This is a genomic window from Arthrobacter sp. 754 (assembly GCF_040548695.1).
Classification (GTDB): domain Bacteria; phylum Actinomycetota; class Actinomycetes; order Actinomycetales; family Micrococcaceae; genus Arthrobacter.
In genome coordinates this window covers 142,746-156,317 of record NZ_JBEPSC010000003.1, presented here as the reverse complement: position 1 = coordinate 156,317, position 13,572 = coordinate 142,746, and the positions used below count along the sequence as shown (strand labels likewise).

Sequence of the window (13,572 nt, the reverse complement as noted above, 5' to 3'; positions counted from 1 at the left end):
GTCGGCCCAAGGGCATGACGGAACGGCACACCAAAGGCGGAGGTGTTACGCCTTACTTGTCGCTGGCGGCGGTCGAGTCGGCTGCCGGGCCGGCGGTGGTCCCGGGGGCGGTATCGTGATGGTGTTCGATCTTGTGGCGCGCTTCTTCCAGGTGGTGCTCCAGCTTCTCTTCCGCTTCCCGGCGGCGCTGGCCGACGGTCCGGATCTGCTGCGTGGTTGGTGCCGCGTGCGCGTGCTGGTGCGGGCCCGAGTCCCGCGGGGTCTCAGTGTGGTTCTCGCTCATAATGGCATCGTCCCACCGGAGCGGCCCGTCGGGAAGACCATGCCGGGCAGGACTTGACCGCAAAAGCCGGAGTGCTGTGGAAGGCAGCCCGGCCGTACCATGAACCATGCCCCATTACGATCTCGCCATCATCGGTTCCGGTTCCGGCAACTCGCTGATCACCCCGTTCTGGGACGAAAAGCGGGTGGCACTGATCGACGGCGGCGTCTTCGGCGGGACGTGCGTGAATGTCGGATGCATCCCGACCAAGATGTTCGTCTACCCGGCGGGGCTTGCGGCCGTTCCCGCCGAAGCGTCACGTCTGGGCGTGGAGATGACGCTGGAGAGGGTCCGGTGGAACGCGATCCGAGACCGCATCTTCGGCCGCATCGATGCCATCTCAGAGAGCGGGCGCCGCTACCGGGCCGAGGAACTGGACAACGTGGAGCTGTACCAGGAATTTGTGCGTTTCACCGGCCCCCGCTCCCTGCGGACGGAGTCCGGAATCCAGATCACGGCCAGCCAGGTTGTGGTGGCCGCCGGTTCCCGACCGGCGTTGCCGGACGTCCCGGGCATGGACCTCCCCCAGGTCCACACCTCTGACACCGTCATGCGGATCGACGGCCCGCCGCGGCAGGTTGTGGTGGTCGGCGGTGGTTACATCGCCGCGGAGTTCGCCGCTATCTTCCACGGCTTCGGCTCCGAGGTGGTCCAGGTCAACCGCTCACAGCGCCTCCTCCGCAACAACGACGAGGAGATTTCCCGGCGCTTCGCAGAGGCAGCAGCGCGCCGCTGGAAGCTGGAGCTTGGCTTCTCGCTGCGGGCTGTGGAGGACAACGGGAACGGCCGGGTCACAGCAGTGTTCGACGACGACGGCGGCGAGCAGCTGCGTCTTGAGACGGACATCGTGCTGATGGCCACCGGACGGGTGCCCAACACCGACCGGTTGGATGTTGAAGCAGCGGGCTTCGACCTGGACCCTGACAAAACGCTCTCCGTCGACGCCCGGCTGCGGATTCTCTCCGGCGGCAAGCCGCTCGAAGGCGTCTATGCCCTGGGAGACATCGCCAACCGCTACCAGCTGAAGCATGTTGCCAACCGGGAGGCCCGCGTGGTGGCCCACAACCTCGAACATCCCGGCAGACTGCGTGGCATGGACTACACCGCCGTACCGTTTGCGGTCTTCAGCGATCCCCAGATTGCCGCGGTGGGGCTGACCGAGAAGGAGGCCCGGGCCGCAGCCGTCAACGAGGGCGACATTGCAGTGGCAGTCCAGGAGTACGGCAGCACGGCATACGGCTGGGCAATGGAGGACTCCGAGGGCATCGTCAAGCTGGTCGCCGATAAGGCCACTGGCAGCCTGCTGGGGGCCCACATCATGGGTCATGAGGCCTCCCTCCTGATCCAGCCGCTGGTCCAGGCGATGGCCATCCCAACGCCCGTGTCCGCACTGGCCCGGGGACCGTTCTGGATTCACCCGGCGCTGACCGAAGTGGTGGAGAACGCCCTGCTGGCCCTGGACGTGGACTGCCCAAGGGACGCGCCGTTGTAGCGCAGGTGCCTTAGCCTATCCGGCGTGCCAGTCCCCCTATGGATGCCACCAGCTCGTCGAACGCTGCTGCCGGATAATTGTCAGTGACGATCCTGGCGTTGGGCGGTTTGCCCCACAGGTCACGGAAGTCCGCGACGGTGGTGCCCATCAGCAGCGGAGAGTCCACCTCCACGTCCACAGTGGCCAGCCGGGTACTGCAATCCAGCGTCCCTGCGGCAACACCTGCCGCGAAATAGTCATGCACATGCGCCAGATATCCCTGGTTGTAGAGCCGGTGGAACTCAAAATAGAACCGCACGGCATCGGACAGGTGGCGCACCAGCGGGTTCTCTGACGTGCTCCTGAGCCCCTCCGGCTGCTCCGGCAGCACCAGCTCCTCCACGGCACACCCGGCCTCGGCTGCAAGGCGGCGCACGTGCTCGGGCCGCATCTCCATCCGTTCGGTGGTGTCCAGCGAACACACAATCGGCAGCCGGTCCTCCGGCAGGCCGCTGAAGGCCGCATAGACTTCCTTGGCTGCCTGCGGATCGACATGGGTGTTCCACTCCGCCGTCGGAGTGGTGTTTCCCTGGTGGAAGAAGCTGCCGCCCATGATGACCACCTTGCGCAGGAGCTCCGGCAGCCGGGGTTCACGCCTGATGGCCAGGGCAAAGTTGGTCAGTGGCGCCGTGATCAGCGCCGTCAGCTCCCCGGGGTGTGCCCTGGCAGCCTCCACCCAGATGTCCGCGGCATGTCGCGGCGACACCGTGCCGGACGGCGGGGGCAGGACCGCGTGCCCGATCCCCTGCGGTCCGTGGGTCTCCGGCGAGACGACCAGCGGGATGGCCAGCGGCACCTCCGCGCCGACCGCGACCTCCACGTTGCGCCGGCCGCAGAGCTCCAGAAGGGCCAGGGTGTTGGTTGCCACCTGCCGGGCATCCACGTTCCCCGGTGATGCCGTTACCGCCACAAACTCCACGTCCGTTCGCGATGCCAGGTAGGCCAGCGCGAGGGCGTCGTCGATCCCGGTGTCCACGTCCACCAGCATCCTGGTCATTGCCGAGGCCACGTTTAGAAGAGGGCGACTTTGGGGACCTTGGGAAAGATGTCATCGAGCTCGGCAAGGTCCCCGGGCGAGGGCACCCAGGCAACGGCCTCCGCGTTCTGGCGGATCTGTTCGGGCCGGGTGGCTCCGGCGATCACGCTGCTGACGGCCGGCTGGGCCGCGAGCCACGAGAAAGCCACCTGGATCTCACTCAGGCCGCGTTCTGCGGCGAAGGCAGTGAACCGTTCGAGCTGGCCCCAGTCGGCGTCGTGGACCATCTGGGTGCGGGTATGGCTCAGCCTGGACCCTGCGGGCGCCGTGCCCGGAGAGTACTTGCCCGTCAGGAGCCCGTTCGCGAGCGGGAAGTACGGCAGGACGCCCAGGCCATAGGCCTCCGCCGCAGGGGTGACCTCCAGTTCGGCCCGCCTGTCCAGGAGGTTGTAGTGGCTCTGGCTGGAGATGAACCGCGTCTTTCCAGCGGCCCTGGCCACAAACTCGGCCTCGGCTATCTGCCAGCCCGCACGGTTTGAGTGCCCGATGTAGCGGACCTTGCCGCTGGTAACGAGGTCATCGAGGGCGCTGAGCGTCTCCTCGATGGGGGTCAGCGGGTCCGGGGTGTGGAACTGGTAGAGGTCGATCCAGTCTGTGCCCAGCCGGCGGAGCGAGGCCTCCGCCGCACGGATAATGTAACGCCGGGACCCCCTGGCACCGTAGTCAGGACCGTTGGCGCCACGAACGTTCATCCCGAACTTGGTGGCCACCACGGCCTGGTCCCGCCTGCCTGCCAGGGCCTTGCCCAGCATCGCTTCACTGAGACCTGGCTCGCGCCCGTAGTTGTCCGCGACGTCGAACAGGGTCACGCCTGCGTCCAGGGCGGCATGCACGACGGCGTCTGTCCCCGCCTGGGATTCGGTCGCTGTATTGGCGCGGCCCAGATTGTTGCAGCCGAGACCCACCACGGAGACGCTGAGTCCCGAGTTGCCCAGGCGCCGGTATTCAGTCATGGCTTTCCCCTAAAGGCTGAAGCTGTTGCCGGGCTTCGCGGAGTACTTGAGCTTGAAGTTCCCGGGCTCGCTGAACGGAGCAGCACCAATGGTCAGCTTGGTGAAATCCAGGTCTTCGCCGCGGGCGCAGACCTTGATGGCGTTGACTGCTTTGTTCACCTCGGGGCAGAGGCAAAAGATGTTCAGCTTGTAGTCGGTGAATTCCGAGCGTTCAACGGTGCCAAGGCCGCGCCACGCCAGGTGGCTGATGAGCGCATCCTTCGCTTTTTCCTCCAGGTAGCGGTCCCGGTCCGTGCCCTCCCTGGTCTTGAGGGCGAACTGGGCAACCACCCAGAACTGCTCCTCGTCCGGGAGTTCGGCGTAGCCGTCCTCGACGCATTGGACCGCGAAAGCGTCCATCAGCCCCTCCGCGGCAGCCGCGTCCGGAACGTCTGTCTCTTCGGTCTTGCTCTGGTGGCCCACGACGCCGTAGTTCATCACGAACTGGCTGTAGTCCTCGTCAAACCAGCCTTCGCGGAAGTGCAGCACGTCCTCGTCGTCCCGTTTATAGACCCTGATGATCCCGCTCATGACCGTCCCTTCGTGAACCATTCGACATCTGTCCCATCGAATGGTGCCTGCTGTGCCTTGACGGCCTGATAAAGCTCATCGGCTGCGGCCTGGATATCCTCCACCAGCCGGTCCGGGTAGTTCATGCTGACGCGGTGCTCCGCGAATTCGTCCTGGTCGTCGATGAAGACACCCCGGGCTGACATGCGGATGACGTCCAGGTCCATGTCGATCACATGGAACTCTGTGACGGCAGGCCTGATATCCGTCCACTCGTGGGCGACTGCCAGGTCTATGTAGACCCTGACCCCGTTAGGGTGCGCTTCGTCGTAGAACGTGGCAACCCAGTCGCCGGAACGCGGCACCAGGAGCACGGCGTCCGAGCGGGTGTAGAACGCAGCGCCGGGCCGTGAGCAGAACTCGTTGGTCCCCTGGAAGATCCACCAGCCGTGGCGGTCTTCGCCAAGATACCGTCCGGGCACCACCCAGTGGGCTTTTCCGTTCCATTTCCTGTTCCGGGCTACCACCAACTGGCCGGGCTGCAGCGCGGACGGAACCCGCGTGGTGCTGGTGTGCATGGCCGGGCCGCTTTCCCCGAGGCCGCCCGGATACTTCAGTGCGTCTTCTTCCCTCACAGAATCGGAAGACTGCCGGTGGTGGGGTGGGCCTGGCCCGGCAAGGGACGCGCGAAGGGGACTTTTGTCCCCAGAACCTGTGCGACGACGTCGTGCGTTATCTGCTGCGCCGTCAACCCAACCCGCTCCATGACCTGGCTCCGGGTGCCGTGGTCCAGGAACTCCGCCGGGAGGCCTACCTCGTTCAGCGCGGTGTCCACCCCGGCCGCGCGCATTTCCTGCCGGATCCGGGAACCCACACCCCCGGCCCTGACGCCGTCCTCGATGCAGACGACCAGACGGTGGTGGGAGGCGAGGGCAATGATGGACCGGCGCACGGGCAGCACCCAGCGGGGGTCCACCACGGTGGTGCTGATGCCTTGGGCACCCAGGCGGTTGGAGACGTCCAGTGCGAGTTCGGACATGGCTCCCACGCTGACGATCAGGACGTCGTTTTCGGTGGATCCGGCCGGCCTGCGGGCCAGCACGTCCACGCCGTCGGCCAGCCGTTCGATGGCTTCGACTTCGGCGCCCACGGTTCCTTTGGAGAAGCGGACCACTGTGGGAGCGTCGTCGATGGCCACGGCCTCGCGCAGTTCCTCGCGCAGCCGGGACGCATCCCGGGGAGCGGCAAGATGAAGCCCCGGAACGATCTGGACCATGGCCATATCCCACATGCCGTGGTGGCTGGCCCCGTCCGGGCCGGTGACGCCTGCCCGGTCCAGGACAATGGTGACGCCGGCCTTGTGCAGGGCCACGTCCATCAGGAGCTGGTCGAAGGCTCGGTTCAGGAACGTGGCATAAACGGCCACCACGGGGTGGAGGCCGCCGAAAGCCATGCCGGCCGCGGAGGTGAGGGCGTGCTGCTCGGCAATTCCGACGTCGATCACGCGGTCCGGATGCTTTGCGGCGAATTTATGCAGGCCCACGGGGATCAGCATGGCGCCGGTGATACCCACGATGTCGGGGCGTTCATCGGAAATTGCCGCTATCTCGTCCGCGAACACGGATGTCCAGGACTGGGCTCCGGAGGCTCCCGTGGGCTCACCCGTTTCAGGATCGATGATGCCGACGGCGTGGAACTGGTCTGCCTCGTGGGCCCTGGCCGGGGCGTAGCCGTGCCCCTTTTCTGTCATGGCGTGCACGATCACGGGACCGGCGTAGTTCCGGGCCGTGGACAGGGCATGCTCCATGGCCTGGAGGTTGTGGCCGTCCACCGGGCCGATGTACTTCATGCCGAGGTCCTCGAACATGCCCTGCGGGGCCCACCAGTCCTTGATGCCCTTCTTCATGGCATGCAGGCTCCGGTAGGTGAACTGGCCCACGGGGCCGCCGTTCTGGAGCTTCTTCTTCCACCAGTCCAGGGTGCCCTCATAGGCCGGCGCCGCACGGAAGGAGTCAATGGTGGGCCGCAACGACGCCAGGTAATCGGCGAAGCCTCCCACGGTGGGCGCATAGGAGCGGCCGTTGTCGTTGACCACGATCACCACGCGCCGCCGTTTGTCGGCTGCGATGTTGTTGATGGCTTCCCAGGCCATGCCCCCGGTCAGGGCACCGTCCCCCACGATCGCGACGACGTAGCGGTCGCCTTCGCCGGTGAGCTGACGCGCCCGGGAGATTCCGTCGGCCCAGGACAGGGACGAGGATGCGTGCGAGCTTTCCACGATGTCGTGCTCGGACTCGGAGCGGGAGGGGTAGCCGGACATGCCGCCCTGCTGGCGCAGCGTGCTGAAGTCCTGGCGGCCCGTAAGGAGTTTGTGGACGTAGGACTGGTGGCCGGTGTCGAAGACGATGCTGTCACGGGGCGAATCGAAGATGCGGTGCACGGCAAGGGTAAGTTCCACAACGCCGAGGTTGGGACCGAGGTGTCCACCGGTCTGGGAGACGTTGGTGATCAGGAAACTCCTGACCTCAGCGGCAAGCTCTTCGAGCTGCTCCGGAGACAGCTCGTTCAGGTCCTGCGGGTTCCGGATGGTGTCCAAGATTCCCAATGGCCCCTCCTTCAGGTGGTAGACGTGCCTATTAACTCTAACGCCTCGACTGAAATGCAAAGCCGAAGCCCCGGCAGGTCGGTGACCGGCCGGGGCTTCGTCTTCAGGTACTGCGTGGGTTCAGATTTCTGCTAGTTAGCGGAGATCTGGCGCAGGACGTACTGCAGGATGCCGCCGTTGCGGTAGTAGTCGGCTTCGCCCGGCGTATCGATGCGGAGTACCGCATCGAAGGACTTGGCGGAGCCGTCTTCGGCTGTGGCGGTGACCTTCAGCGTCTTGGGGGTGGTGCCCTCGTTCAGGGCAGTCACGCCCTCAACGGCGAAGGTCTCGGTGCCGGTCAGTCCCAGGGTGGCGGCGGATTCGCCGGCCGGGTACTGCAGGGGCAGGACACCCATGCCGATCAGGTTGGAGCGGTGGATGCGCTCGTAGCTTTCGGCGACGACTGCCTTCACGCCCAGGAGCGCGGTTCCCTTGGCTGCCCAGTCACGGGACGAGCCGGAGCCGTATTCCTTGCCGGCCAGGACCACCAGCGGGGTGCCGGCTGCCTGGTAGTTCTGCGCGGCGTCGTAGACGAATGCCTGCGGACCGTCAGCCTGGGTGAAGTCGCGGGTGAAGCCACCCTCGACGCCGTCCAGGATCTGGTTCTTGATGCGGATGTTCGCGAAAGTGCCGCGGATCATGACTTCGTGGTTGCCACGGCGCGAGCCGTAGGAGTTGAAGTCCTTGCGCTCCACACCGTTGGCCAGCAGGTACTGGCCGGCCGGGGTGTCGGACTTGAAGGAACCGGCCGGGGAGATGTGGTCGGTGGTGACCGAGTCGCCCAGCTTCAGCAGGACGCGTGCCCCGGTGATGTCGGTGACCGGCTCCGGCGTGGCCTTCATGCCTTCGAAGTACGGGGGCTTCCGGACGTATGTGGAGTTCGGATCCCAGGCGAAGGTGTCGCCGGCGGGGGTGTCGAGCGCCTTCCAGCGGGCGTCGCCGTCGAAGACTCCCTCGTAGCCGCGGGCAAACATGTCCTTGTCGATCGAGGAATCGATGACCTGCTGGACCTCCACCGGGTTCGGCCAGATGTCCTTGAGGAAGACGTCGTTGCCTGCTTCGTCCTTGCCCAGGGCGTCGGTGTCGAAATCGAAGTCCATGGAACCGGCCAGGGCGTAGGCGATGACCAGCGGCGGCGAGGCCAGGTAGTTCATCTTCACGTCCGGGTTGATGCGGCCTTCGAAGTTGCGGTTACCGGAGAGCACTGCGGTGACGGAGAGGTCGTTGGCCTGGATGGCCTCTGAAATCTCGGCGTCCAGCGGGCCGGAGTTGCCGATGCAGGTGGCGCAGCCATAGCCGACGATGTAGAAGCCCAGCTTCTCCAGGTACGGTGTCAGGCCCGACTTCTCGTAGTAGTCGGTGACAACCTTGGAGCCCGGGGCCACGGAGGTCTTGACCCACGGCTTGGACGTCAGGCCCTTGTCCACGGCGTTGCGTGCCAGCAGTGCTGCGGCGAGCATCACGGACGGGTTGGAGGTGTTGGTGCAGGACGTGATCGAGGCGATGGAAACCGCTCCGTGGTCCAGTTCGAACTCGCGGCCGTCCTCGGTCTTGATGTGGACCGGGCTGCTCGGGCGTCCGCTGGCGCCGTTCGCGGCGGACTCAACACGGCTGGTCTCGGTGGTGTGCGAGTCGGCGTGCGTGAAGGACGGCGCGTCCGAGGCCGGGAAGGATTCGTCCAGGGACTCGTCCACGCTGCCGTCTTCGATGGCGACGTAGTTGTGGATGTCCTTGCGGAACTGCTCCTTGGCATCGGTCAGCTCAATGCGGTCCTGGGGACGCTTCGGGCCGGAGATGGAGGGAACAACCGTGGACAGGTCCAGTTCGAGGTACTCGGAGAACCTGATCTCATGCGAAGGATCGTGCCAGAGGCCCTGTTCCTTGGCGTAGGCCTCGACGAGTGCCACGTTCTGGTCCGAGCGGCCGGTGAGGCGCAAGTAGTCCAATGTGACGTCGTCGATCGGGAACATTGCGGCAGTGGAGCCGAATTCGGGGCTCATGTTGCCAATGGTGGCGCGGTTTGCGAGCGGCACAGCCGCGACGCCTTCGCCGTAGAACTCGACGAACTTGCCCACCACACCGTGCTTGCGAAGCTGCTCGGTGATGGTCAGGACAACGTCGGTGGCGGTCGCGCCGGCCGGGATGGACCCGGTCAGCTTGAAACCGACAACGCGCGGGATCAGCATGGAAACAGGCTGTCCGAGCATGGCCGCTTCGGCTTCGATGCCGCCGACGCCCCAGCCCAGGACACCCAGGCCGTTGACCATGGTGGTGTGCGAGTCGGTGCCAACGCAGGTGTCCGGGTAGGCGCGCAAAACGCCATCAACCTCGCGGGTCATGACCGTACGTGCCAGGTATTCAATGTTCACCTGGTGCACAATGCCGGTTCCCGGGGGGACAACCTTGAAGTCATCAAACGCGGTCTGGCCCCAGCGGAGGAACTGGTAGCGCTCCCCGTTCCGCTGGTATTCGATCTCCATGTTGCGCTCCAGTGCGCCGGAGTTACCGAAAGCGTCGATCTGCACGGAGTGGTCAATGACCATTTCCGCAGGAGCAAGGGGGTTGACCCGCTTGGGGTCTCCGCCAAGTTCCTTGACCGCTTCACGCATTGTCGCCAGGTCAACCACGCAGGGTACGCCGGTGAAGTCCTGCATGATCACGCGTGCAGGCGTGAACTGGATTTCTGTATCGGGCTGGGCATCAGGATCCCAGCCAGCCAAGGCGCGGACGTGATCGGCAGTGATGTTCGCGCCGTCCTCGGTCCTCAACAGGTTTTCAAGCAATACCTTGAGGCTGAACGGAAGGTTTTCTGCACCTTCAACGGAGTTCAACCGGAAAATTTCGTATTCGGTTCCGGCTACATTAAGTTTGCCTTTTGAACCGAAGCTGTCCACAGTGCTCATCGCAGGACTCCTCTCGCAACAGTTTCATCTTTGTCGCGCGGTAGACCGCTTGCTAGTTAGGCAGGCCTAATAAGACTGGCCCAAGAAAGTTGCAGGAGGCCGGCCGCGAAATACGGGGCGCGACGTGGGATTACTCCGCCAATAGTAGTCGAAATAGTTCCCGTGTCAGCGGCCCGGGGTCAGCAATGCGACCGTCTCAAGGTGGTGCGTGTGCGGATAGAGATCGAAGGCGCGCAGCCCCGCCAGGGACCACCCCTCCTGCTGGAAGTACCCCACGTCCCGGGCAAAGGAGGCCGGGTCGCAGGAAACGTAGGCAATGGCCCGGGGCCCGGCCGCGACCAGCTGGCTGACTACTGCCTTGCCGGCTCCCGCCCGCGGCGGATCCAGCACGAGGGCGTCAAAGTTCCGCGGCTTCTGGCGGAGGACACGCTCCACGCGGCCCTGCACGATCTCCACCTGCGGCGCTCCGTGAAGGTTTTTGCGGGCGTCCCGGCTGCTTCCCGGGGCACCCTCAATGGACAGCACCGAGCCTGTCTCCCCCACCGCGTCCGCCAGCACGGCAGTGAACAGCCCGGCGCCGGCGTAGAGGTCAGCCACCACGGAGCCGGCCGCCAGGAAGCCGCCGTCGTGCAGGAATTCTGTGACCGCCCCCACAAGCGTCCCGGGCGCGTCGCGGTGGATCTGCCAGAAACCGGCGCCGGTGACGCGGTACTCGTGGCCGGCTGCGGATTCCTGGACCCAGATGCGGCCGCGCAACTGCTGGACCTCCTCGGTGAGGGGGTCGAAGGCGGCCACGGAAACATCGTCCGGGAACTGTGACGCGACGGCGCTGAGCCGCTTGGCTCTTGTTCCGGGGGCCGGGGCGAGCAGGACCAGGGGACGCGAGCCGTTCGACGGCGCCGCCACTTCCACGCGCTCGATGCCCTGAAGGTCAATGTCCCATAAGCGCAGCCGGTTGATGCCGTCCACGGCCAGCGGCATCTCCCGGACGGGGATGATCTGCTCTGACCGGTGGGCGTGCATGCCCGGTTTTCCGGCCGTGGTGACCGAGAAGCTGGCCCGGGTCCGCCACCCGAGGCCGGTGCCGGCGTCGTACGTTGCCTCCGGCCCCGGTGCTGGAGACCCGCCCACCGCTTCCACGTCGGGAGAGAGTCCGACGGCGGCGAGCCGCTGGAGCTGCTCGGCGAGTACCGCCGCTTTGAGTGCGCGCTGGCGGGCCAGGGAGATGTGGCCGAATTCGGCCCCGCCCACGGGCGGATGGCCGTGGCTCCAGGACCGGCCCGAGTCCGCAACATGCCAGAAGTGCTCGGTCCTGTCCGGCGAAGCTTCGAGCACCTCCACGACGTCGGCACGCCAGAACTTGGCGGAGTCCCCCGCGTCCGTCAGGCGGACCCGGACCTTCTCTCCGGGAATGCCGTGCCGGACAAAGATCACCCGGCCTTCATGGCGGGCTACGCAGTGGCCGCCGTGGGCCACGGGCCCGACGTCGAGGACCAGCTCGGTGGGGGCTGCTGTGGCGGTTGTGGACGGGGTCCGGGTTTCGGGGGTCATCTTATATCCTGCAGGTTCTTTGCTTCTTCGGACGATTTGAGCTGCCACGGGACACTGGCCACCATCACGCCGGGCTCAAAATGCAGCCGGGTCTTGATGCGCAGCGCCGTCTGGTTGTGGACCAGCTGCTCCCACCACTTGCCCACCACGTACTCGGGGATGTAAACCACCACCAGGTCCCGGGGGGAATCGCGGCGCATGTTCTTCACGTATTCCATGATGGGCGTGACGGTCTCACGGTAAGGACTCGCGAGCACCGTCAGCGGCACCGGGATTTCGAGCTTTTCCCAGTCAGCGACGGTGTGGGCAGTTTCCTCTGCGTCGATGTCCACCGTGATCGCGTCCAGCCGCGATGGCCGGGACGCCCGCGCGTACGCAAGGGCGCGGAGGACGGGCTTGCGCACGTGGGAGACCAGAAGGACGGCGTGGACCCGGGAAGGCAGGGCGCGGGGCGACGAATCCTCATCCACGGCCAGCTCCTTGGCCACGTTGTCGTAGTGCACACGGATGCTCCACATGATCAGGAACAGCGCGAGCATGGCCAGCAAGGCGATCCAGGCGCCCTGCTCGAACTTGGTGATCAGGACGATCACCAGCACCAGGCCCGTCATGCCGAAACCGATGCTGTTGATGGTCCGGGATTTGACCATCCTCCGCCGGACGGCCTTGTCCTTGGCCAGCTTGAGCTGCTTTCCCCAATGCCGGATCATGCCAAGCTGGCTCGCGGTGAAGGAGATGAAGACGCCCACGATGTACAGCTGGATCAGTTTGGTGACGTCGGCGTTGAACGCGAGGATCAGGACCAGGGCGCCGGCTGCGAGGGCCAGGACGCCGTTGCTGAACGCCAGGCGGTCGCCCCTGGTCCGCAGCTGGCGGGGAAGGTAGCCGTCCTGGGCCAGGATGGATCCGAGCACCGGGAAGCCGTTGAACGCTGTGTTGGAGGCAAAAACGAGGATCACCCCGGTGGCGGCCACCACAATGTAGAACGGCAGCGAGCCCGGCCCGAAAATGGTCTGCGCAATCTGGCTGATCGCCGGACTCTGGATGTATCCCTCGGGCAAGGGCAGGCCGTTCAGGAGGAACTCCGTGGCCGGGTCCAGGACGATGTGGACCTTTGTTGCGTTCGCCAGGTAGATGATGCCGGCAAGCATGGCGGCACCGATGACGCCGAGCAGTAGCAGTGTTGTGGCCGCGTTCTTGCTTTTGGGCACCTTGAAGTTGGGTACACCGTTGCTGATGGCCTCCACCCCGGTCAGCGCAGCAGCGCCGGAGGAGAAGGCCCGCAGCAGCAGGAAAGCGCCCGCCAGGCCCACCAGGCCTTCGTCGAAGCCCGGCGCCGGCACGATGGTAAAGGCCGCAGAGGGCGCCTCACCCAGTTGCCCGGTGGCGGCCTGGAACACCCCCACCGCGGTCATGCCAAGGATGGAGGCCATGAAAATGTAAGTGGGCACGGCAAAGACGCTGCCTGCCTCCTTGATTCCCCGGAGATTGACCAGTGCGAGGATGACGACGCCGATGGTGGCGATAAGCGCTTGCTGGCCGTGCAGGGACGGAACAGCCGTGGTGAGGTAGGCGGCAGCCGAGGACATGGAGACCGCCACCGTCAGGACGTAGTCCACCAGGAGTGCCGAGGCCACAGTCAGCCCCGCATACTTGCCCAGGTTTTCATTGGCGATCTCGTAGTCGCCCCCGCCGGACGGGTAGGCGTGCACGTTCTGCCGGTAGGACGCCACCACTGTCAGCAGCACCACCATGACAGCCAGGCCCACCCACGGCGAGAAGGCCACGGCGCTCACCCCTGCCAGGGCCAGGGTGAGCAGGATTTCATCCGGCGCGTAGGCCACGGAAGACAGTGCGTCTGAGGCGAAAACGGGAAGCGCGATCCGCTTGGGCAGCAGTGTGTGGGCGAGCCTGTCATTCCTGAAGGGCCTGCCCACCAGCACCCGTTTTACGGCATTCAGCATTGTCAGCACTCCACAAAGCTAGTCTGATTCCCGGCCTATGTCATGACGGCCCCCGCGCGGCTCCCACCGTGGCCATGCCGGTAGAGTTCTAGCAGCAGCAACAGGCTACGGAACTGGAG

Annotated in this window: 10 protein-coding genes; 1 reads left to right on the top strand and 9 read right to left on the bottom strand. The window is 65.5% G+C overall.

Features of this window, described 5'->3' with window-relative positions:
* Window positions 1–52: 52 nt before the first annotated feature.
* The gene (locus tag ABIA70_RS10115; protein WP_354147478.1) at window positions 53–283 is read right to left on the bottom strand and encodes a hypothetical protein; all 231 of its coding nucleotides are present in this window, start codon (window positions 281–283) and stop codon (window positions 53–55) included.
* A 106-nt stretch (window positions 284–389) separates the two neighbouring features.
* On the opposite strand from ABIA70_RS10115, the gene ABIA70_RS10110 reads away from it, so the two are divergent.
* Complete coding sequence (locus tag ABIA70_RS10110; protein WP_354147477.1) at window positions 390–1,814, top strand: mycothione reductase; 1,425 nt, start codon at window positions 390–392, stop codon at window positions 1,812–1,814.
* Window positions 1,815–1,824: 10 nt separating this feature from the next.
* Here ABIA70_RS10110 and ABIA70_RS10105 read toward each other — a convergent pair whose 3' ends face one another.
* The 8 genes from ABIA70_RS10105 to ABIA70_RS10070 form a co-directional block, all read right to left on the bottom strand.
* Window positions 1,825–2,850, bottom strand: coding sequence for a nucleoside hydrolase (locus ABIA70_RS10105; protein WP_354147476.1), 1,026 nt, complete (start codon window positions 2,848–2,850; stop codon window positions 1,825–1,827).
* Window positions 2,851–2,864: 14 nt separating this feature from the next.
* A complete protein-coding gene (locus ABIA70_RS10100) occupies window positions 2,865–3,842 on the bottom strand; it encodes an aldo/keto reductase (RefSeq protein WP_354147475.1) in 978 nt (325 codons plus the stop codon).
* A 9-nt stretch (window positions 3,843–3,851) separates the two neighbouring features.
* Window positions 3,852–4,412 carry a hypothetical protein gene (locus ABIA70_RS10095; protein ID WP_354147474.1) on the bottom strand — a complete coding sequence of 187 codons (561 nt, stop codon included), beginning with the start codon at window positions 4,410–4,412 and terminating at the stop codon, window positions 3,852–3,854.
* Window positions 4,409–5,026 (bottom strand): DUF402 domain-containing protein, encoded by a 618-nt coding sequence (locus ABIA70_RS10090; RefSeq protein ID WP_354147473.1) that lies wholly within the window; start codon window positions 5,024–5,026, stop codon window positions 4,409–4,411. Before ABIA70_RS10090 ends, ABIA70_RS10095 begins: the two co-directional genes overlap by 4 nt.
* Window positions 5,023–6,996: a 1-deoxy-D-xylulose-5-phosphate synthase gene (gene dxs, locus ABIA70_RS10085; protein WP_354147472.1), complete on the bottom strand. Its 1,974-nt coding sequence runs from the start codon at window positions 6,994–6,996 to the stop codon at window positions 5,023–5,025. Before dxs ends, ABIA70_RS10090 begins: the two co-directional genes overlap by 4 nt.
* A gap of 131 nt (window positions 6,997–7,127) precedes the next feature.
* Complete coding sequence (acnA, locus tag ABIA70_RS10080; protein WP_354147471.1) at window positions 7,128–9,938, bottom strand: aconitate hydratase AcnA; 2,811 nt, start codon at window positions 9,936–9,938, stop codon at window positions 7,128–7,130.
* Between the two features lie 165 nt (window positions 9,939–10,103).
* On the bottom strand, window positions 10,104–11,489 hold the full coding sequence (locus ABIA70_RS10075) for a class I SAM-dependent RNA methyltransferase (RefSeq protein ID WP_354147470.1): 1,386 nt from the start codon (window positions 11,487–11,489) through the stop codon (window positions 10,104–10,106).
* The gene (locus ABIA70_RS10070) at window positions 11,486–13,453 is read right to left on the bottom strand and encodes an APC family permease (RefSeq protein WP_354147806.1); all 1,968 of its coding nucleotides are present in this window, start codon (window positions 13,451–13,453) and stop codon (window positions 11,486–11,488) included. The genes ABIA70_RS10075 and ABIA70_RS10070 overlap by 4 nt, the downstream gene beginning before the upstream one ends.
* Window positions 13,454–13,572: the final 119 nt, after the last annotated feature.

Excerpts from the sequence above, each read along its gene's own strand:
- ABIA70_RS10115 (WP_354147478.1), bottom strand. The coding sequence starts at position 283 with ATGAGCGAGAACCACACTGAGACCCCGCGGGACTCGGGCCCGCACCAG.
- ABIA70_RS10070 (WP_354147806.1), bottom strand. The coding sequence starts at position 13,453 with ATGCTGAATGCCGTAAAACGGGTGCTGGTGGGCAGGCCCTTCAGGAAT.
- ABIA70_RS10100 (WP_354147475.1), bottom strand. The coding sequence starts at position 3,842 with ATGACTGAATACCGGCGCCTGGGCAACTCGGGACTCAGCGTCTCCGTG.
- ABIA70_RS10095 (WP_354147474.1), bottom strand. The coding sequence starts at position 4,412 with ATGAGCGGGATCATCAGGGTCTATAAACGGGACGACGAGGACGTGCTG.
- acnA (WP_354147471.1), bottom strand. The coding sequence starts at position 9,938 with ATGAGCACTGTGGACAGCTTCGGTTCAAAAGGCAAACTTAATGTAGCC.
- ABIA70_RS10105 (WP_354147476.1), bottom strand. The coding sequence starts at position 2,850 with ATGACCAGGATGCTGGTGGACGTGGACACCGGGATCGACGACGCCCTC.
- ABIA70_RS10110 (WP_354147477.1), top strand. The coding sequence starts at position 390 with ATGCCCCATTACGATCTCGCCATCATCGGTTCCGGTTCCGGCAACTCG.
- ABIA70_RS10075 (WP_354147470.1), bottom strand. The coding sequence starts at position 11,489 with ATGACCCCCGAAACCCGGACCCCGTCCACAACCGCCACAGCAGCCCCC.